Origin of the sequence: Streptomyces sp. cg40, assembly GCF_050320165.1 — a bacterium.
Taxonomy (GTDB): Bacteria; Actinomycetota; Actinomycetes; order Streptomycetales; family Streptomycetaceae; genus Streptomyces; species Streptomyces hokutonensis.
On sequence record NZ_CP190128.1, the window covers coordinates 4878002 to 4897061 of the forward strand.

Genomic DNA, 19060 nt, shown 5'->3' on the forward strand with positions numbered 1-19060 from the left:
CGGGTCACCCAGGCCCGTGTCCCGGGGTGGAGTCGCCGGCCGCCTGTACCGCTTGCAGCAGTGTGGCCAGGTCCGGGGTCTGCTCCCACTCCGCGGCCGTGTAGGACATCGTGACGTGCGTCCCCACGGCTGCGATCTCCACGGTTCGCCTGCCCTTCCGGTCGGGGCCGGTGACGCTCAGGCGCATGTGCCGGATGTGGAAGCGTTTGGGGTAGTTGCCGAAGATCTCCAGTATCCGGCCGTCGAACGAGTACAGCTGGTGGCCGACCTTGGCCGTGATCTCGTCGTTCATGGGGGAACCCTATGCACGGTGATCGGCCGGTGCCAGACCCCTTGTCGACCACGCACGGGCTGCCGTTCGGGCCGACGTGTCTACCGGCTGAGCCTGCGGAACCTCCGTACCGCCAGCGGCAGGAACAGCAGTGTCAGTGCGGCCGGCCATGCCCCCGCCAGCAGCAGTGCGTGCTGTTCCGGCCAGGACGCTCCCCGAGCGGTCGGCGCGCCGAAGAGGGCGCGGGTGGCGCCGGCCGTGGAGGAGAGGGGGTTCCAGAGGGCGGCCTGGCCGAGCCAGTGGGGCATCTGCTGCGGGGAGACGTAGATGCTGGAGATCATCGTCAGCGGGAAGACGATCGCGAAGAGGCCGCCCACCTGCTCGGGGCCCGGCAGCAGCAACCCCAGCCAGACGCCCACCCAGATGAGCGCGAAGCGGAGGGAGAGGAGCAGGACGACGGCCTTCGCGAAGCCGAGCGCCGAGCCCGGGAAGGGGCCGGAGCCGAACTCCGGGCGCCAGCCCATGCCGTACGCCGTGGCCATCATGATGCCCAACTCGGCGCAGGAGACGATGAGATCGGTCGCGCCGCGGCCCGCGACCACCGCGGACGGCGCCATCGGCATCGAGCGGAAGCGGTCGATGACGCCCTTCTTGGAGTCGTTCACGAAGATCGTCGCCGTGGAGACGAACCCCATGGCGACGGTCATCACGAACATCCCCGGCATCAGGAACGCCTTGTAGTCGCCGCCGCCCGGCACCTGGATGGCCTTGCCGAAGACGTACCCGTACAGCAGCACGGACAGGATCGGGAAGCCCAACTGCCAGAGGATGCTGACCGGTTGGCGCCGGTAGTGGGTCAGGCCGCGCCGCACGACGTTCCAGCAGTCGGCGACCGTCCAGAAGAGGCGGCCGTGCTGGGGACGTCTGCGGTACGTGCGTCCGGTGCCGTCGGACGCCGTCGACACACCGCCGCTCATACGGCCGCTCCCTCGGTCTCCGGTTCCGGCACCGGTTCTTCTTCGGTACGGCGGCCCGTCAGCCGGAGGAACACGTCGTCCAGACTCGGGCGGCGCAGGCCGATGTCCTCGACCGGGATGCCGAAGTGCTCGAGGAACCGGGCGACTTCGGTGAGGGAGCCCACCCGGTCGGCGACGGGCGCGTGGACGCGCAACTCCGCGATGTCGGCCTCCGGTTCGCCGCCGTGGGCGACCCGGGCGACGGCCTGCAAGGCGTAGGGGATGTGGGCGGGTTCACGGACCACGACCTCGACGCGGTCGCCCCCGACGCGGTTCTTCAGGCCGTCGAGGGTGTCGTCGGCGATGGCCCGGCCCTGGTCGATGACGGTGATGCGGGAGGCCAGCCGGTCGGCCTCCTCCAGGTACTGGGTGGTGAGCAGGACCGTGGTGCCGTCCGCCACCAACTCCCGTACGGCCTCCCAGACTTCGCCCCGGCTGCGCGGGTCGAGGCCGGTGGTGGGTTCGTCGAGGAAGAGGACGGCCGGGGCGAGGATCATCGACGCGGCCAGGTCAAGGCGACGGCGCATGCCACCGCTGTAGCCGCCCGCGCCCTTGTCCGCCGCGGCCTCCAGGTCGAACTGGCGCAGGAGTTGGGTCGCCCGCAACTTGGCCCGCCTGCGCCCGAGATGGAAGAGACGGCCGAACATCTCCAGGTTCTGCCGGCCGGTGAGGATCTCGTCGATCGCCGCGTACTGGCCGGTGAGCCCGATGCGCGAACGCACCTGGCGCGGCTGCCGGGCCACGTCGAGTCCGGCGACGGTCGCACTGCCGCCGTCGAGCCGGACGAGCGTGGAGAGGATCCGTACGGCGGTGGTCTTGCCGGCGCCGTTCGGGCCGAGCAGACCGTGCACGGTGCCCTCGCGGACGGCGAGGTCGAAGCCGTCGAGAGCGCGCTTGTCGCCGTAGCGCTTCTCCAGCCCCTCGGCCCGCACGACATATCCGTGGCTGCTCATGGTTCCCTCCCTCCCGAACTGAGCTCCCGAACTGAGTGCACCGTATCCGATGGTGCGTACGGTGTACTCGGTTTTCGCTCGGGACCTGGATCGGGACCTACACTCCCCCCATGACGAGCAGGCCGGCGAGCGGCGGTCAGGAATCCAGTGGCAGCGGCGACATCGGCCGCACCCTCGAACTGCTGTGGGACACCGGCCCCCGCCCCAGCCGCGGCCCGAAGCCGGGCCTGAGCGTCGACCGGATCGTGGGCGCGGCCATCCGCATCGCGGACGGGGAGGGGCTCGACGCGGTCTCCATGCGGCGGGTGGCCACCGACCTGGGCACGGGCGCCATGTCGCTGTACCGGTACGTCCCCGGGAAGGCCGAACTCCTCGACCTGATGCTGGACCGGGTCCGCTTCCCGGACCGCCCCAACGCCCAAGCCACCGGCGCCGGTTGGCGCGACGCCCTGGAGACGGCCGCCCGCGACGCGCTCGCCGTCCACCGCCGCCACCCCTGGCTGCTGCGCGTCAACCAGTCCCGTCCGCTGCTCGGCCCGCGCGCCCTCGCCACCCTGGAGCACCTGCTCGGCCGCATCCGCCCGATGGGCCTGACCGACCCGGAACTCGTCTCGACGGTCGTCATGATCGACGGCTATGTCGTCGGCGCCGCCCGCACCCAGGTCCACCAGGAGGAGGCGGCCCGATCCACCGGCCTGACCGACGCGGAGTTCTACGGCGCCCAGGTCCCGTCCCTGGAGAAGGCCATGGCCACCGGCGCCTACCCGACCCTCGCGTCCCTCTCCCCCGACACCTTCACCGCCGGCTTCGACCACTTCGAGTTCGGGCTGGGCCGGATCCTGGACGGTCTGGAGGTCCTGGTCCGACAGCGGGGCGGGGAGTGAGAGTTCAGCCGCGGCGGGTCAGCCGCCGCAGCCCGATCACGGCCCCGAAGACGATCAGGACGGCGACGGCGCCCACCTTCAGGTTCTTGCCCGCGCCGCCGCCGTCGTCGCCGCTCGCCGAACTGCCGCCCTCCGAAGGGGACTTGGAGGCGGACGAGGCTCCGTCCGGCGCGTCCTCGGCCTGTACCGGGCTGTCGGTGCCCTCGCTGCCGTACATCAGCTTGGTCCCGTCGACGGAGTAGCTGATGGACTCCCCCTGCCCCTGCAAGGGCACGTCGAGGCGCCCCTTGCGCTTGATCTTCCCGCCGTTCCAGTCGTAGTAGATACCGCCGAAGTAGCCGCGTACGGCGAGCTGTTGGCCGTTGGGCGAGAAGGCGGCGTCGGTGGCCCAGAGGTCCACGGAGGCGATGGGCCTGAAGTAGTTGGTGCCGGAGGAGGAGAGCTTGGCGGGGCCTTCGAAGAGGTGCCCGCCGTCCTCCTTCTTGTCGATGATGTAGACGCGCCCGGTCTTGGGGTGCACGACCAGCGACTCGGCGTTGCGTGCCCCGTCCGAGTACTTCACGACGTACTGCGTGGCCCGGATCGTCTGGTCCTTGAGCACCTTCGGCTCGGGCAGCTTGTAGATCCACACGTGGGCCCAGGTCCCGTCGAGGTTGTCGCCGATGTCGCCGACGTAGATCTGGTTGTCCGGCCCGATGGAGATGGCCTCGACGTCCCGCGGCTTGCCGACCCCGCTGAAGGTGACGGTCGCGACCGTCTTGCCGGTGCTGCTGTCGACGGCGTAGATGTACGGGCCGTCGTTGCTGTCGTTGTGCGTCCAGTAGATGCCCGGGTGGAGGTGCGAGGCGGCGAGCCCGCTGGACTCGGTGATCCGGGAGTCGGTGATCGTGAACCCCTTGTCGCCCTTGCCGTCACCGTCGTCGGAGGGCGCTGCGGCTGCGGGCAGGGCGAGCGCGCCGACCAGAAAGCCGGCGCCGAGGAACGCGAGGAAGCGACGCATGCCCCCAAGCCTGCCATCGTGGCAGGCCTCACACCCCACCGGCTCCAGCGATCGGCCACTGATCGTCCATCATGAGCGGATGCTCAGGTTCATGCCCGTAGGCGACTCCATGACGATCGGGAGCGCGGGCGAACACACATGGCGCTACCGGATCTGGCAGCACCTGCGCGCGACCTACGGCGGCCCGTTCGCCGTGGTCGGCCCGCGCGAGACGCTGTACGACAAGGCGACGGACACACCCACGTCGTACGAGTACGCCGACCCCGACTTCCCGCACTTCCACCTCGCCGGGTGGGGCGAGGGCTGGCTGCACATGGCCCCGCTCATCGGCGAGGCGGTACGCGCCCACCGCGCGGACGTCCTCCTGGTCTCCCTCGGCCTGATCGACCTGGGCTTCTACACGAACGCGACCCAGACGGCGGACAACCTCCGGTCCTTCGTGACGGAGGCCCGCGCCGCGAAGCCCTCCGTGCGCATGGTCTTCCTCCCGGTCATCCCGAACGTCCGCGCCCAGACGGACGCCCCCTTCGCCGCCGAGGTCGCCCTCTTCAACGAACTCCAGGCCAAGGCGGTCGCCGACCTCGACGACCCGCGCTCCCCGATCCTCCTGGCCTCCCTCCCGGAGTCGTACGACATCAACCACGACACCTACGACGGCACCCACCCGAACGCGTCCGGCGAGCACCGCATCGCGGGGGCGTTCGCGGGGGCGATGCATCAGGCGTGGGGGATGGGCGGGGAGTACGGGGAGTACGGGGAGTACGGGGAGTACGGGGAGTACGGGGAGTACGGGGAGTACGGCGGCTCGGAACCGGTCGCGGACGCGGAGCCCTTCCACCGGTCCTCGCGCCGCCCCTCCCGCAGGCCCAGGTAGGGCCGGCCGGCGCCTACCGCTCCTGATTCCGATACCGGGCGATCCACTCGTCGGTGAGGCGATCGGCCTGGCGGTGGTGGCTCGGAGTGATGTGGCGTCCGGCGGGGAGCACGAGGCCGAGATGACCGAGGACGCGGAGAGTGACGGCTTCCGGGTCGGCGGCGAGGTCCTCGTAGCGGATGCGGTACGGCTCGATGCCGCAGCCCTCGAACCAGCGCTCCCAGCCGGTGTTGTGCTCCTCGATCGTCCGCATGGTGCGGGTGATGGCGTCGCGGTCGAAGGAGGGCTGGCCATCGGCGGGGGTCGCCTTGCCTGAGCCGATCTCGCCCTTCCCGCCGATGAACCAGACACCGGTCTGCTCGGCGCGCAGCCATGACACGGCTTGGGCGAGGATGTCGTCCCGGCGCAGATACACGAACCGGATGCGCGTCCCGAACTCCCGCTCCAGCAGCCCCGGTTCATCCCCGGCGAGGTCAGGGTGCAGGCCCGCGAGCCGAGTTGTGAGTTCGGCGTGCGTCCCCCACATGAGCTTGGCCCCGAAGACCCCGTTCCCGGTCCGCCCGGCGGCGAGCGCGGCTCGCACGAAGTCGCCGTAGTCCAGGGCGTGTTGGGGCGTGTGGGCGACTCCCCAGCGCTCGGCCCACGCCACCTCGTCCGGCGCCCGGAAGTAGGCCTGGGGGTGCCCGGCGACTCCGGTGGAGTCGAGGAGGCCGAGGAGGAGGGAGCTGCCGGTTCGGGGGGTGGCGCAGATGAAGTAGGTGGCTGTGTCGGTGGGGTGGGTCACGAGGAGCAGGGTCGGAGATCGGGGGCGTGGGCGGCAACCGAATATGGACGGTGACGATGGCGTGATCACCACGTATCCCGGTCACCGTGCGTATCGTTGTACTGCGCGGCTGCACCCGTCCGTGGGGCAGCCGGGGAGGAGCGCCACGATGACCGTCCTTGAAGACAGGATCGAGATGGCCGACGCCGACGCCAACACCCAGCGCTTGGACGAGTGGTTCGAGCGGCTTGAGCGGATGCCCGTCCCCGAAGGATTCAGGGTCGAGATCGTCGGGGGCAACGTTCACATGACTCCACAGCGGGACACACACTGGGAGATCATCCGCCGGATCGTGCGGGCATTGGAGGACAGGTTCGGAATGGACGTCAAGGCGTTCTCCGACGTCCGCATCGACTTCCCCGGCCACGAGAACGGCTTCTGCCCGGACATCGCCCTGCTCAAGGACTCGGCGAAGAAGGACGCTACGGGGCACTGGCGCTACCAGGACGTGCAGTTCGTCGCAGAGGTCATCTCCAAAGGCACGGCCGACAACGACTACGTCCCCAAGAGGCTCGCGTACGCGGAGGCCGAGGTCCCCCTGTACGTCATCGCAGATCCCTACCAGGGCCGGTGTCACGTCTACACCAACCCCAAGAGCGGCGACTACGACGACCCGGTACGAGTGGACTTCGGCACCGACATCGACCTGACCGGCACGGTGATCGACCTCGTCCTGAAGACCGACGACTTCCCCCGCGACTGACCCCCCTTGCGTCGAGCGCACTCGAAGTCGTTGGCTAAGTACCCATGAAGTACACGCAGCTCGGACGCACAGGTCTCAAAGTCAGCCGGCTCGTCCTCGGGACGATGAACTTCGGTCCGCAGACGGACGAGGCGGACAGTCACGCGATCATGGACGCGGCGCTGGACGCCGGTATCAACTTCTTCGACACCGCCAATGTGTACGGGTGGGGTGAGAACAAGGGCCGGACCGAGGAGATCATCGGCAACTGGTTCGCCAAGAGCCCCGACCACCGCGACAAGACGGTCCTCGCCACCAAGGTCTACGGCAACATGGCCGCCGACGGCGACGCCTGGCCCAACCACGACAAGCTCTCCGCCGTGAACATCCGGCGCGCCGTGGACGCCAGCCTCAAGCGGCTCCAGACGGACTACATCGACGTCTACCAGTTCCACCACATCGACCGTGCCACCCCCTTCGAGGAGATCTGGCAGGCGATCGACACCCTGATCCAGCAGGGCAAGATCCTCTACGTCGGTTCCTCCAACTTCCCCGGTTACAAGATCGCCCAGGCCAACGAGATCGCCGCGCGCCGCGGCGGCACCATCGGGCTGGTCAGCGAGCAGTGCCTCTACAACCTCGCCGAGCGCCGCGCCGAGATGGAGGTCATCCCGGCCGCGCAGGAGTACGGCCTCGGGGTCATCCCCTGGTCCCCGCTCCAGGGCGGGCTGCTGGGCGGGGTCATCAAGAAGGAGATCTCGGGCGGCCGCCGGGCGAGCGGCCGGGCCGCGGACACGCTCGCCAACCCGACCTCACGCGCCCAGATCCAGGCCTACGAGGACCTCCTCGACAAGCACGGCATCGAGCCCGGAGAAGCCGCCCTGGCCTGGCTCCTCACCCGCCCCGGCGTCACCGGCCCGATCGTCGGCCCGCGCACGGCGGAGCAACTGGAGTCCGCGCTGAGGGCCGTAGAGCTGGAACTGAGCGAGGAAGTCCTCACCTCGCTGGACGAGATCTTCCCGGGTCCGGGGCCGTCCCCGGAGGCCTTCGCCTGGTAGCAACGCCGTGAGGGCGAACGCCCCTTCTTTTCAGGGGCGCGGGGAACTGCGCGACCGGCCACATCCGGCCCGCAGCCGGACGTCGAGCCGCAGTTCCCCGGTCCTCACTTACCGAGCGCCGCCGCAAGCCCCACGACAACGAACAACAGCACAAGCGCACCGGCCATGATCCGGTTCCGGAATTTCGGGTCCACGTACCCGAGCCTAACCGCCCGCTCCCAGCCGCCGGCGGGCGACCGCCTCGTACCGCGGCCGCTCCCCCGGAACCCCCGACCTCGGCAGGTTGCTCCGGACGAGCGCGAGCTCGTCCACCGTCCAGGCCCGCCCCGCGAACTCGTCGAGCCGGTCGAGATACGGCCGTACGTCCGCCGCGTCCCGGCTGCGGGCCAGGGTGAGGTGGGGGCGGTAGCGCCGGTGGTCGCCCATCTCCACGCCCGCCTTCCGCGCGGCGGCTTCGCAGCGGTCCGCCAGCAGCCGCAGCGCCGCGAGGTCGCCCTCCGCCCCGGCCCACAGGGCCCGCCCCTGCCCGAACTGCCCGCCCCCGCGCACGGCCAGCCCGAACGGCTCGGTCCGCCGCGCCGCCCGCTCCAGCCGGGCCGACAGTTCCGGTACGACGTCCTCGTCGACCTCGCCGTAGAACGCGAGCGTGAAGTGCCAGCCCGGGCGGCCCGTCCAGCGGAGCGTGTCCGCGCCCGGCAGCCTCCTCAACTCGTCGACGACAGCACCGAGTTCGGCCACCACAGGCTCGGGTGGCAACAGCGCCGCGAAGAGTCTCATGCACCACAGCCTGCCATTGTCCGCACTGCCACTATGAAGGCATGGCTATCAGCATCAGGGACGGCTGCCCGGACGACATCCCCGCGATACTCGGCATGTTCGACAGCGCCGTGGCGTGGCTCGCCGCGCAGGGGCGGACCGGGCAGTGGGGCAGTACGCCGTGGTCGGAGAATCCGAAGGCCGTGGCGACGGTGGAGCGGTATGTGGCGACCGGCAGCCCGTACGTCGCCGAGGTCGACGGGGTTCCCGCCGGCACGCTCACCCTCACCGACTCCCCCGGGTCGTACATCGAAGCCGTCGACGAGCCCGAGCGGTACATCCACATCCTCGCCTCCGACCGCCGGTTCAAGGGGTACGGCGTCGGCAGCGCGCTGCTCGCGCACGCGGCGGAGGTGACCCGGGAGGCGGGGATCTCGCTGCTGCGGGTGGACTGTTACGCGGGGGACGACCGCAAGCTCGTCGCCTACTACGAGGCCAACGGGTTCACGGCGACGGAGGCCTTCGTCGTCGGGGAGGACGCGTGGCCGGGGCAGGTGCTGGCCCGGAGGCTGTAGCACCTGCCCCAAGTGTCATGCCGCCGCGGTCAGTTGCTCCCGGTCCCTCGGGACGAAGGCCACGCTCGGGTGGCCGTGGTTCCAGCCGACGGACAGGCGCAGGTCGCCGATGCGGGCCAGGACCAGGCCGATCGTGGCGGCGGCCAGGGCCGCGATGACACCGCCCAGGGCGAAGCTCACCCGGGGGCCGTAGGCGTCCGTGATCCAGCCGACGATCGGTGCGCCCAGGGGCGTACCGCCCATGAAGACCATCATGAACAGGGCCATGACCCGGCCGCGCATGGCCGGGTCGGTGCCCATCTGGACGGCGGTGTTGGCCGTGACGTTGACGGTCAGGCCCGCGATGCCGATCGGGACCATGAGCAGGGCGAACAGCCAGTAGGAGGGGGCCACCGCGGCCACGATCTCCAGCAGGCCGAAGGCCGCCGCCGCCGCGATCAGGACGCGGAGTCGGGTGGTGCCGCGGCGGGCGGCGAGCAGGGCGCCGATCAGGGAGCCGACGGCCATCAGGGTGTTGAAGAGGCTGTAGGCGCCGGCGCCCGCGTGGAAGATGTCGTCGGCGTAGGCCGAGAGCCAGACCGGGAAGTTGAAGCCGAAGGTGCCGATGAAGCCGACGAGGACGATCGGCCAGATCAGGTCGGGGCGGCCGGCGACGTAGTGCAGGCCCTCGCGGAGCTGGCCCTTGCCGCGCGGGGCGCGCTTCGTCACGGCCTTCAGGTCGCGGTTGCGCATGAGGAGCAGGCTCGCCAGGGGCGCCACGAACGACAGGCCGTTGAAGAGGAACGCCCAGCCGGTGCCGACGCCGGTGATCAGGACGCCCGCGACGGCGGGGCCGACCAGGCGGGCGGACTGGAAGTTCGCGGAGTTGAGGCTGACCGCGTTCTGGAGCTGCTCGGGGCCGACCATCTCGGAGACGAAGGACTGGCGGGCCGGGTTGTCGACGACCGTGGCGAGGCCGACGGCGAAGGCGGCGACGTAGACGTGCCAGACCTGGACATGCCCGGAGAGGGTCAGGAAGGCGAGCGCCAGGCCGGTGAGGGCCATCGCGGACTGCGTGACGAGGAGGGTGGGGCGCTTGGGCAGCCGGTCGACGAGGACACCGCCGTAGAGCCCGAAGAGGAGCATCGGCAGGAACTGGAGGGCGGTCGTTATGCCCACGGCGGCGGAGGAGCCGGTGAGGCTGAGGACCAGCCAGTCCTGGGCGATGCGCTGCATCCAGGTGCCGGTGTTGGAGACGACCTGGCCGATGAAGAAGAGCCGGTAGTTCCGGATCCTCAGCGAGCTGAACATCGAGGACTTGGAGGACTTGCCTGGGGGTGCGGGCGGGGAGTCGGGGGTGGCTGGCGCGGGGGCGGAGTCTGCTCCGGGTCCCGAACTCAAAAGGTCGCCTCCTACATAGGGGTTACAGGTGTGCGAGTTTCTCCAGTACGGGGGCGGCGGCGACGATCTTCGCCCACTCGTCCTCGTCGAGGCCGTCGACCAGGCCGGCCAGGAACGCGTTGCGCTTGCGGCGGCTCTCTTCGAGCATCGCCTCGGCCTGGGGGGTCTTGGTGACGACCTTCTGGCGCCGGTCCTCGGGGTGCGGCTCCAGCTGCACCAGGCCCTTGGCTTCGAGCAGCGCGACGATGCGGGTCATCGAGGGCGGCTGCACATGCTCCTTGCGAGCGAGCTCGCCAGGGGTCGCGCTGCCGCAGTTGGACAGGGTGCCCAGCACCGACATCTCGGTGGGGCTCAGTGACTCGTCGACCCGCTGGTGCTTGAGTCGACGGGACAACCGCATCACGGCTGATCGCAGGGAGTTCACGGCGGCAGCGTCGTCGCCATGGGTAAGGTCCGGCATGTTCTTTAGCGTAACTCATTACTCTCGCTAAAGACCAACCGGATGCCGTACGACACGCCGAGATGCCCGTGACCCTGGCCACTGAACCCTTCCGTCACCCATATGAGTGATCCGGGAGCGGAACGTGACACGGTGGCCGGAGCGGCCCCGGACCCTCGTCTGTATGGGGACCAGTGTGCTCAGCCTGCGGATAGACGGGGAGCTGCTAGAGCGGCTCCGGCACCATGCGGCGAAAAGGGGAATGAGCGTCCAGGACTACGTGGTCCAGACGCTCATCCGGGACGACTTCGACGAGCGGTTCCAGACCGCCGTCGAAGAGACCGAGAAGTTCTACGGGGTCACGTGACGGGCCTTGAAGGCGCGGGTCACGTGAGACCCAGGGCCGGCATCAGGTAGTAGAAGCCGAAGACCGCCGCCACGACGTACATCGGCACCGGGACCTCCCGGCCCCGGCCCGCCACCAGGCGCAGCACCACGAAGGTGATGAAGCCCATGCCGATGCCGTTGGTGATCGAGTAGGTGAACGGCATCATCACCATCGTGATGAAGGCCGGGATGGCGATCGTGTGGTCGGCCCAGTCGATCTCCTTGACGGAGCCCGCCAGGATCAGGAAGCCCACCGCGAGCAGGGCCGGGGTGGCCGCCTGGGACGGGACCATCGTGGCGATCGGCGTGAGGAACAGCGCTACGGCGAACAGGGCGCCCGTGACGACGTTCGCGAAGCCGGTGCGGGCGCCCTCGCCGACACCGGCCGTGGACTCCACGAAGCAGGTGGTCGCCGACGAGGAGCTGGCACCGCCGGCCGCGACCGCGATGCCGTCGACGAAGAGCACCTTGTTGATGCCGGGCATGTTGCCCTCGCCGTCGGTCAGCTTGGCCTCGTCGCTGATGCCCATGATCGTGCCCATCGCGTCGAAGAAGCACGACAGCAGGACCGTGAAGACGAAGAGCACGCCGGTCAGCACGCCGACCTTGGAGAAGCCGCCGAACAGGCTGAACTTGCCGATCAGGCCGAAGTCCGGGGTGGCGACCGGGTTCCCGGGCCACTTCGGCGTGGTCAGGCCCCAGGAGGGGATCGTCGCGACCGCGTTCACGATCACCGCGAGGACGGTCATCGTGACGATCGAGATCAGGATCGCGCCGGACACCTTGCGGACGATCAGCCCGAGCGTGAGCAGCACACCGAGGATGAAGATCAGCACCGGCCAGCCGTTGAGGTGACCGTCGGCGCCGAGCTGGAGCGGGACGGTGGTCTGGGCGGCGTCCGGGATGCGGGTGATGAACCCGGAGTCCACGAGCCCGATCAGCATGATGAACAGGCCGATACCGATCGAGATCGCCTTGCGCAGGCCGTAGGGCACCGCGTTCATCACGCGCTCGCGCAGCCCGGTGGCGACCAGCAGCATCACGACCAGGCCGGCCAGGACGACCATGCCCATCGCGTCCGGCCACGTCATGCGGGGCGCGAGCTGGAGGGCGACGACGGAGTTCACGCCGAGCCCGGCGGCCAGCGCGATCGGGACGTTGCCGATGACCCCCATCAGGAGGGTGGTGAACGCGGCGGTGACGGCGGTGGCGGTGACCAGCTGGCCGTTGTCGAGGTGGTGCCCGTACATGTCCTTCGCGCTGCCGAGGATGATCGGGTTCAGCACGATGATGTACGCCATCGCGAAGAAGGTGGCGAACCCGCCCCGGATCTCGCGGGGGAGGCTGCTGCCCCGTTCGGAGATCTTGAAGTAGCGGTCGAGGGCGGTCTGCATTGGATGTTCCTACGAGCAGAAGTGGACAGACGGAAACCGTTTCAGTATGAACATATGAAGACGTCAGGCGCTATCTCCGCGCGTAGACCGGCGTGGATCCGGCGCGCCGCCGAGCGTGTTGCGCCGCCTCGTAAGCTGTGGGCATGGCGAAGTGGACACCGACACACGAGGCACCGGAGCCCCTGGAGGGCCCGATCGTCCCGACCATCATCGGCGGCACGATCCTCTGGTTCGTCCTCTTCCTGGTACAGCTCCCGTTCTACGGCTGGTTCGACGACCACGGCCATCTGTGGTGGCTGTGGACCTGCCTGGCCGGGGCCGGGCTCGGGCTGATCGGCATCTGGTACGTCCGGGGACGGGACGCGGCCCTCAAGCGCGCGGCGGCGGGGACAGGGACCTCCGCCTCTGCTGCGGAGTGAGGAGCTCCCCCTACACCCCAGGCATCACCCCGCCCCGTCCGCCGTCCTCCCCTGGTCGGATCTTCCGGGCACTCGGCGGGTGAAGCCGTAAATCCGCACGTACCGTCGAATGCATGACGCACACCGACGCGGGCGCCGAACTCGACCCGGTGCACCCCGTGCCCGTTCCGGCGCGGCGGGCCCATGGACTCAAGCCCGCCGAGGTCGCCGAGCGGGTGGCGCGCGGGGAGGTCAACGACGTCCCGGTGCGCAGCAGCCGGTCGCTCGGCGAGATCGTGCGCGCCAACGTCTTCACCCGGTTCAACGCGATCATCGGTGTGCTCTGGCTGATCATGCTGTTCGTCGCACCCTTGCAGGACAGCCTGTTCGGGTACGTGATCCTCGCCAACACCGGGATCGGGATCATCCAGGAGTGGCGGGCGAAGCAGACCCTCGACTCCCTCGCGGTGATCGGCGAGGCGAAGCCGACGGTACGGCGGGACGGGGCCGCCGTGGAGGTCAGTACGTCGGAGATCGTGCTGGGCGACCTCATCGAGATCGGGCCCGGCGACAAGGTCGTGGTCGACGGGGAGTGCGTCGAGGCGGACGGCCTGGAGATCGACGAGTCGCTGCTCACCGGTGAGGCGGATCCGGTCGTCAAGCGGCCGGGGGACGCGGTCATGTCCGGGAGCTTCGTCGTCGCCGGCGGTGGCGCGTTCGAGGCGACGAAGGTGGGGCGTGAGGCCTACGCCGCCCAACTCGCCGAGGAGGCCTCGCGGTTCACGCTCGTCCACTCCGAGCTGCGCACCGGTATCTCCACGATCCTCAAGTACGTGACGTGGATGATGATCCCGACCGCGATCGGCCTGGTCATCAGCCAACTCGTCGTCAAACAGCACGGGTTCAAGGACTCGATCGCGCGGACGGTCGGCGGGATCGTCCCCATGGTCCCGGAAGGGCTCGTCCTTCTCACCTCCGTGGCCTTCGCGATCGGGGTCATCCGGCTTGGCCGGAAACAGTGCCTCGTCCAGGAACTCCCGGCCATCGAGGGCCTCGCCCGCGTCGACACGGTCTGCCTCGACAAGACGGGCACGCTCACCGAGGGCGGCATGGACGTCACCGAGCTGCGTCCGCTCGGCGGGGCCGACGAAACGTACGTACGCAAAGTCCTGGGCGCGCTGGGCGAGTCGGACCCGCGGCCGAACGCTTCCCTGAAGGCGATCATCGCCGCCTACCCGGACAGCGAGGAGTGGCGGTGCGTGGAGTCGCTGCCGTTCTCGTCCGCGCGCAAGTACAGCGGGGCGTCCTTCAGCGAGGGCGACGGGGAGTCGAGCACGTGGCTGCTCGGCGCGCCCGATGTGCTGCTGGGTGCCGACGATCCCGCGCTCGCCGAGACCGGGCGGCTCAACGAGCAGGGGCTACGGGTACTGCTGCTGGCCCGGATCGCGGGCGAGCTGGACGATCCCGAGGTGGCGCGGGGTGCCCGGCCGACCGCGCTCGTCGTCCTGGAGCAGCGGCTGCGGCCCGACGCGGCGGAGACGCTGCGCTACTTCGCCGAGCAGGATGTCCAGGCCAAGGTCATCTCCGGGGACAACGCGGTGTCCGTCGGCGCGGTGGCCGGGAAGCTGGGGCTCACCGGACAGGTCGTGGACGCCCGCCAACTGCCCTCGGATCAGCGGGAGATGGCGGAGTCCCTCGACGAGGGCACGGTGTTCGGGCGGGTCACCCCGCAGCAGAAGCGGGACATGGTGGGGGCGTTGCAGTCCCGCGGGCACACGGTCGCGATGACCGGGGACGGCGTCAACGACGTACTCGCCCTCAAGGACGCCGACATCGGGGTGTCCATGGGCTCGGGGTCCGAGGCCACCCGGGCGGTCGCTCAGATCGTGCTGCTCAACAACAGCTTCGCGACGCTGCCTTCGGTCGTCGCCGAGGGGCGGCGGGTCATCGGGAACATCACCCGGGTGGCGACGCTGTTCCTCGTCAAGACGGTCTACTCGGTGCTGCTGGCGGTGCTGGTGGTGTGCTGGCGGGTCGAATACCCCTTCCTGCCACGGCACTTGACGCTGCTGTCGACCCTGACGATCGGCGTCCCCGCGTTCTTCCTCGCCCTCGCGCCCAACACGGAGCGTGCGCAACCCCACTTCGTGCGGCGGGTGATGCGGTACTCGATCCCCGGTGGGGTGATCGCCGGGGCGGCGACCTTCGTGACGTATCTGATCGCCCGTCACTACTACACCGGAAAGGGGTCGTTGGGCGCCGAGACCAGTGCGGCGACCCTGACGCTGTTCCTGATCTCCATGTGGGTGCTCGCGATCATCGCCCGGCCGTACACGTGGTGGCGGGTCACGCTGGTGGCGTCGATGGGGGCGGCGTTCGTGGTCGTACTGATCGTGCCCTGGCTCCAGCACTTCTTCGCGCTGAAGCTGGTGGGGGTGACGATGCCGTGGGTCGCGGTGGGGATCGCGGGGGTGGCGGGGGTTTTGCTGGAAGTGGTGTGGCGGGTGGTCGATCGGCGGGGGTCGGCTTAGAACGCAGCTGCCGCGCCCCTGAAACAGGGGCGCGGCAGGTGTTTTCCTTAGGGGCGCGGGGAACTGCGCGACCAGCCCCCACGCACCCGCAGCCGAACAACGACCCGCTGCTACTTCACGTCGACGAAGTCACCCGTGGCGTTGACCGCCGGGGTGGTGGACGTGCCCGCGAAGCTGTACCGGAAGTAGCCGTCGACCGTCGCCGTGACGGTGGTCTTCAGCGCGCCGGTCGAGCTGGTCTTGATGGTCTTGACCGTGGTGTAGGTGCTGGAGCCGTTCTTGCGGAACTGGAGCTTGACCGGCTGGCCGGCGTAGCCCGCGTTCTTGTGGGTCTCCCAGTTCGCGCGGGACAGCTTGCCCGTGACCGTGATGGTCTTGCCCTTCTTGACCGGCTCCGGGGCGGCGTCGGCCGTGAGCTGGGAGGCGCGGCGGACCGGGACGGTGCCGAGGTCGCCCTGGGTCTTCGTGTCGCCGTTGGCGGTGATGGCGAGGCCGCCCGCCTTCCAGGTGACGGCGTTCGCGTTCTTCAGGACGGTCCCGGTCGAGCGGACGTAGAGCGTGGCCTTGCAGTTCAGGACGGTCGTCGAGGCGGCGGTGCAGGTGCCCGGGTCGTCGCTGATGATCCGCTTGCTCGGGCTGGTCGCTGAGGTGCCGAGGTAGATGAACGGGCCGCTCGCGAAGTTGTCCTCGCTGACGTCGAGGCTCGCGGCGTGGGTCAGGGTGTACGTGACCGGGACGGCGACCTTCGCGCTCGCACCGACGACGACGGCCTTGCCGTTGTTCACCTTGAACTTGGAGAAGGTGACGTTGAGCGTGGCGGCGGCGGACGCGGTGCCGTCGGCGGTCGCGGAGGTGAGCGCGGTCCGGCCGGGGGTGGCGTCGGCGGCCTGTGCGGCCGGTACGGCGAAGGCGGAGAGGACCAGGGCGCCGGAGACGGCGGCCACGGTGGCGCGTATGCGCATGCGTTCCCCAAGTGGAGAAAGGGGGCCCGGCGCGGTGGTCGTTCCGTACGGCTCGTCGTCGGCGCCGGGGCCCAAGTGATGGCGGAGCCTGTTGGCTCACAGGGTGTGATCCGTGACGGGTGGGGCTGGTTGTACGGCGGATCGAGACTTTGTACGGCTATTACGAAACCGTGGTGAAGTGCGGGGACTCCGCCATCGTTCCTGAAGGCTGTTCGCGCGGGCTCTCAGACCGTCGGCCACATGGACTTCGCCGCCGCGAGCCCGCCCCTCCCGTCACCGGTGTACAGACGTATGTCGTTCGCGGTCGTCACCGCGGCGAGGTCGGTCTTGCCGTCGCCGTTGAAGTCGCCGCCCAGGATGAGCCGCATAGCGCCCCAGGTCTTGTCGGGCCACATCGAGCGGGCCTGGTCGAAGGTTCCGTCGGGCTTGCCCGGGTACAGGTGCAGCGCTCCGTCTGCGGCTACGGCCGCGATGTCGTCCCGTCCGTCGCCGGTGAAGTCACCCGTGGCAATGTGCTTCTTCTTCCAGGTCTTGTCCGGCCACATCGCCTTCTTCTGGTTGACGAGCTTGCCGGCGGCGTCCCGCTTGTAGGTATAGAGGGAGCCGTCGGGCCACTGGAAGAGCAGGGTGTCCTGTGCGGCTGTGCCGGTCCGCAAGGCCGCGACGGGCAGGCCGTCCTTCCAGGTGGCGTCGGTCCACAGAGCGGTCCGAACGTAGAAGCCCGGTACCCAGGTGCGCTGACTGTGCAGAACGAGATCGCCGTCGCTGTCGGCCGAGATCACTTCGAGTCCCCGCGTACTGTCGAAATCTCCCGCGACAAGCCGCTTCTGGTTGCTGCGCCCGACCGGGGGAAGGTAACTCCCGAACTGCAGCGTCCCGTCCGAGCGGCCGTGGAACACGTGGATGGTGTCCGACCTCATCAGCGAGGCGATGTCCGTGCGGCCGTCGCCGTTGAAGTCACCCGCGGTCATCACATCGGTGATCTGCTTCCGCTGGAAGGAGAGCGGAACCTGCTTGATCCAGTCGGCGATGTCGTCGATCCGGGTGACAACAGCCCCGGTACGGGTCTCCGCCGAGTTGAAGCACCCGCCGTCCCAGGCCGCGCTGACCACTCCGACCACTCCGTCGGCACCGTTGAGCACGGGAGCGCCCGCGTCGCCCTTGCACAGGAGACCGCCGGTCGAGGCCGGTGAGACCGCCAAGGTCGCCGGGTTGACGAGGTCCACGTTGAAAGAGCCGGTGTGAGCACGCTCGGGTATCCAGTCGGACTTGGTCCGGCCGTATCCAACCGCTCTGAGCCGGTCGCCCTGTGCCGGAGGCGCGTTGTCCACGTCGGCAGCCGCGATATCGGGGAACGGTCCACGCAGCGGATCGTCGGAGGAAAGCTGGGTGAAGCGGGCCATGACCAGGTCACGGCCCGGGTACGGCACGATCTCCACCACCCGCTGGTCCCGCTCGGCCTTCGGCGCCGGCTTGTTGCCGTCGGCGGTCACCACGGTGGGGAGGGGCGGCTCACCCCTGGTGAGCGCGGTCGCGTGCTGAGGGTCGGCGGCCAGACAGCTCGCGGCGGTGAGGACCCACTGAGGGTCCACCAGGGTGCCGGAGCAAGCACGTTCGTTGTCCGTGCCGCCGGCGACATGGACTTTGACCGCGTACTGGTCGACTCCGTCGGCGACCTGGTCACCGACAACGGACTGAGCAGGCGTTGCGGCCAGCAGACCGGTCGTCAGACCGGCGGCCATGAGCCCTGCGGCCCATACGCTGCGCGTTCTGCGCAGACTGGCGTCATTCATGTGTGCCTCGCATCGGGAATTCGGCTCGGCGGGGCGACGGTCCCGCGAAGCGTGCGGAAGAAGGGGGTGGGTCAGCCGGTCACACGCAGCTCGACGAGGACCGACCTGGCACCGCCGACCGTTCCCTCGCCGACGGAGACCCAGTCGTTCTTGCCGACGAGGACCGAAGTGGTCTCACCGTTCGCGGTGAGGTCGGCGCGGACCGAGTGGTCCGTGGTCTCGACGGCGAAGACCCTGGAGAGCTCCAGGGTGAGCCGACCGGTCGTCCCGATGGCCTTGAAGCAGTAATCGCCCGCTCGGTTCTCGGAGGGGTCCTTGACAGTCATCACATGGATCTGCTGGGCGGCCCGATCGCACTCGGCCAGCAGAATATGACCGTCACCCTTCTTCAGCTTGATTCCCTTTTCCGTCAGAATTCGGTCGGCGCCGGGATAGGAGTAGTCCTCGACCAGGGCAGGCGGATTCGATGGCGATTGCGGTGGATCATCGGCAGAGGCAACGGAAATTCCAGTGAGCATGGCGCACGCAGCCACGACTCCGGAAACAATTAGATTTCGGGCACGGAAAGGCACCGAAGAGTCCCTTCCGGCGCGGCCCCTCGCAGCGCGAGGCCCCCGCCAGGATGCTGTCGAAAAGTACACAGACGGGCCGCGACTACGCATGGTCGACGTAAAGGCCCTGATCAGACGGGCGCGAACAGGTGCACCCGACCCCCCTCAACCCCCTGCACTCCTAGGGCTCCGATGCGCTCACAGCTGGTCAGGCCGGGCACATCAGGAGCAAAGTCGAGGTATAGCGTAAGCATAGGAAGAGAAAACGTCAACGGGGTATTTTTTCAGAGTTCTACGTCGACATGGAAGGGTACTAAAGATACCGTATTGTCC

Annotated in this window: 21 protein-coding genes; 9 read left to right on the plus strand and 12 right to left on the minus strand. The window is 69.1% G+C overall.

All coding sequences use genetic code 11. The annotated features are described in order from the left end of the window. Positions 1–4: 4 nt before the first annotated feature. The 3 genes from ACQHII_RS21465 to ACQHII_RS21475 all read right to left on the minus strand — a co-directional run bounded on the left by ACQHII_RS21465 (position 5) and on the right by ACQHII_RS21475 (position 2240). The gene (locus ACQHII_RS21465) at positions 5–292 is read right to left on the minus strand and encodes a hypothetical protein (protein WP_427920823.1); all 288 of its coding nucleotides are present in this window, start codon (positions 290–292) and stop codon (positions 5–7) included. 80 nt (positions 293–372) lie between these two features. Continuing rightward, on the minus strand, positions 373–1248 hold the full coding sequence (locus ACQHII_RS21470) for an ABC transporter permease (protein ID WP_427920824.1): 876 nt from the start codon (positions 1246–1248) through the stop codon (positions 373–375). Continuing rightward, complete coding sequence (locus ACQHII_RS21475) at positions 1245–2240, minus strand: ATP-binding cassette domain-containing protein (RefSeq protein WP_427920825.1); 996 nt, start codon at positions 2238–2240, stop codon at positions 1245–1247. The genes ACQHII_RS21470 and ACQHII_RS21475 overlap by 4 nt, the downstream gene beginning before the upstream one ends. Positions 2241–2350: 110 nt before the next feature. Here ACQHII_RS21475 and ACQHII_RS21480 point away from each other — a divergent pair, with 110 nt between their 5' ends. After that, entirely contained in the window at positions 2351–3124 is a 774-nt protein-coding gene (locus tag ACQHII_RS21480) for a TetR/AcrR family transcriptional regulator (RefSeq protein ID WP_427920826.1), read from the plus strand. Positions 3125–3128: 4 nt separating this feature from the next. Here ACQHII_RS21480 and ACQHII_RS21485 read toward each other — a convergent pair whose 3' ends face one another. Then, on the minus strand, positions 3129–4124 hold the full coding sequence (locus tag ACQHII_RS21485; RefSeq protein ID WP_427920827.1) for a WD40 repeat domain-containing protein: 996 nt from the start codon (positions 4122–4124) through the stop codon (positions 3129–3131). Between the two features lie 79 nt (positions 4125–4203). Here ACQHII_RS21485 and ACQHII_RS21490 point away from each other — a divergent pair, with 79 nt between their 5' ends. Next, a complete protein-coding gene (locus ACQHII_RS21490) occupies positions 4204–4998 on the plus strand; it encodes an SGNH/GDSL hydrolase family protein (protein ID WP_427920828.1) in 795 nt (264 codons plus the stop codon). Positions 4999–5011: 13 nt separating this feature from the next. Here the strand turns inward: ACQHII_RS21490 and ACQHII_RS21495 are convergent, their stop codons facing one another. Next, positions 5012–5782: a Stf0 family sulfotransferase gene (locus tag ACQHII_RS21495; RefSeq protein ID WP_427920829.1), complete on the minus strand. Its 771-nt coding sequence runs from the start codon at positions 5780–5782 to the stop codon at positions 5012–5014. 148 nt (positions 5783–5930) lie between these two features. On the opposite strand from ACQHII_RS21495, the gene ACQHII_RS21500 reads away from it, so the two are divergent. Further along, the gene (locus ACQHII_RS21500) at positions 5931–6524 is read left to right on the plus strand and encodes a Uma2 family endonuclease (protein ID WP_427920830.1); all 594 of its coding nucleotides are present in this window, start codon (positions 5931–5933) and stop codon (positions 6522–6524) included. A gap of 44 nt (positions 6525–6568) precedes the next feature. Further along, positions 6569–7561: an aldo/keto reductase gene (locus ACQHII_RS21505; RefSeq protein ID WP_427920831.1), complete on the plus strand. Its 993-nt coding sequence runs from the start codon at positions 6569–6571 to the stop codon at positions 7559–7561. Positions 7562–7765: 204 nt separating this feature from the next. Here ACQHII_RS21505 and thpR read toward each other — a convergent pair whose 3' ends face one another. Next, positions 7766–8338 (minus strand): RNA 2',3'-cyclic phosphodiesterase, encoded by a 573-nt coding sequence (gene thpR / locus ACQHII_RS21510; RefSeq protein WP_427920832.1) that lies wholly within the window; start codon positions 8336–8338, stop codon positions 7766–7768. Positions 8339–8379: 41 nt separating this feature from the next. Here thpR and ACQHII_RS21515 point away from each other — a divergent pair, with 41 nt between their 5' ends. After that, complete coding sequence (locus ACQHII_RS21515; RefSeq protein WP_427920833.1) at positions 8380–8892, plus strand: GNAT family N-acetyltransferase; 513 nt, start codon at positions 8380–8382, stop codon at positions 8890–8892. A gap of 15 nt (positions 8893–8907) precedes the next feature. On the opposite strand, the gene ACQHII_RS21520 is transcribed toward ACQHII_RS21515, so the two are convergent. Together ACQHII_RS21520 and ACQHII_RS21525 are read right to left on the minus strand one after the other, a co-directional pair. Further along, positions 8908–10182 (minus strand): MFS transporter, encoded by a 1275-nt coding sequence (locus tag ACQHII_RS21520; RefSeq protein WP_427925384.1) that lies wholly within the window; start codon positions 10180–10182, stop codon positions 8908–8910. A gap of 112 nt (positions 10183–10294) precedes the next feature. Then, the gene (locus ACQHII_RS21525) at positions 10295–10732 is read right to left on the minus strand and encodes a MarR family winged helix-turn-helix transcriptional regulator (RefSeq protein WP_019072529.1); all 438 of its coding nucleotides are present in this window, start codon (positions 10730–10732) and stop codon (positions 10295–10297) included. Positions 10733–10895: 163 nt separating this feature from the next. On the opposite strand from ACQHII_RS21525, the gene ACQHII_RS21530 reads away from it, so the two are divergent. Further along, complete coding sequence (locus tag ACQHII_RS21530; protein ID WP_262064267.1) at positions 10896–11078, plus strand: BrnA antitoxin family protein; 183 nt, start codon at positions 10896–10898, stop codon at positions 11076–11078. A gap of 19 nt (positions 11079–11097) precedes the next feature. Here the strand turns inward: ACQHII_RS21530 and ACQHII_RS21535 are convergent, their stop codons facing one another. Beyond that, positions 11098–12492 (minus strand): NCS2 family permease, encoded by a 1395-nt coding sequence (locus ACQHII_RS21535; RefSeq protein ID WP_427920834.1) that lies wholly within the window; start codon positions 12490–12492, stop codon positions 11098–11100. A gap of 143 nt (positions 12493–12635) precedes the next feature. Between ACQHII_RS21535 and ACQHII_RS21540 the strand changes: the two genes are divergently transcribed. Together ACQHII_RS21540 and ACQHII_RS21545 are read left to right on the plus strand one after the other, a co-directional pair. Then, entirely contained in the window at positions 12636–12911 is a 276-nt protein-coding gene (locus tag ACQHII_RS21540; protein WP_427920835.1) for a DUF2530 domain-containing protein, read from the plus strand. A 113-nt stretch (positions 12912–13024) separates the two neighbouring features. Further along, positions 13025–15421 (plus strand): cation-translocating P-type ATPase, encoded by a 2397-nt coding sequence (locus tag ACQHII_RS21545; protein WP_427920836.1) that lies wholly within the window; start codon positions 13025–13027, stop codon positions 15419–15421. 110 nt (positions 15422–15531) lie between these two features. On the opposite strand, the gene ACQHII_RS21550 is transcribed toward ACQHII_RS21545, so the two are convergent. The 3 genes from ACQHII_RS21550 to ACQHII_RS21560 form a co-directional block, all read right to left on the minus strand. Continuing rightward, entirely contained in the window at positions 15532–16383 is an 852-nt protein-coding gene (locus ACQHII_RS21550) for a hypothetical protein (protein WP_427920837.1), read from the minus strand. A 224-nt stretch (positions 16384–16607) separates the two neighbouring features. Then, positions 16608–18176 (minus strand): FG-GAP-like repeat-containing protein, encoded by a 1569-nt coding sequence (locus tag ACQHII_RS21555; RefSeq protein WP_427920838.1) that lies wholly within the window; start codon positions 18174–18176, stop codon positions 16608–16610. A 71-nt stretch (positions 18177–18247) separates the two neighbouring features. Further along, positions 18248–18502, minus strand: coding sequence for a hypothetical protein (locus ACQHII_RS21560; protein ID WP_427920839.1), 255 nt, complete (start codon positions 18500–18502; stop codon positions 18248–18250). A gap of 3 nt (positions 18503–18505) precedes the next feature. On the opposite strand from ACQHII_RS21560, the gene ACQHII_RS21565 reads away from it, so the two are divergent. Further along, a complete protein-coding gene (locus tag ACQHII_RS21565) occupies positions 18506–18727 on the plus strand; it encodes a hypothetical protein (RefSeq protein WP_427920840.1) in 222 nt (73 codons plus the stop codon). Positions 18728–19060 lie beyond the last annotated feature (333 nt).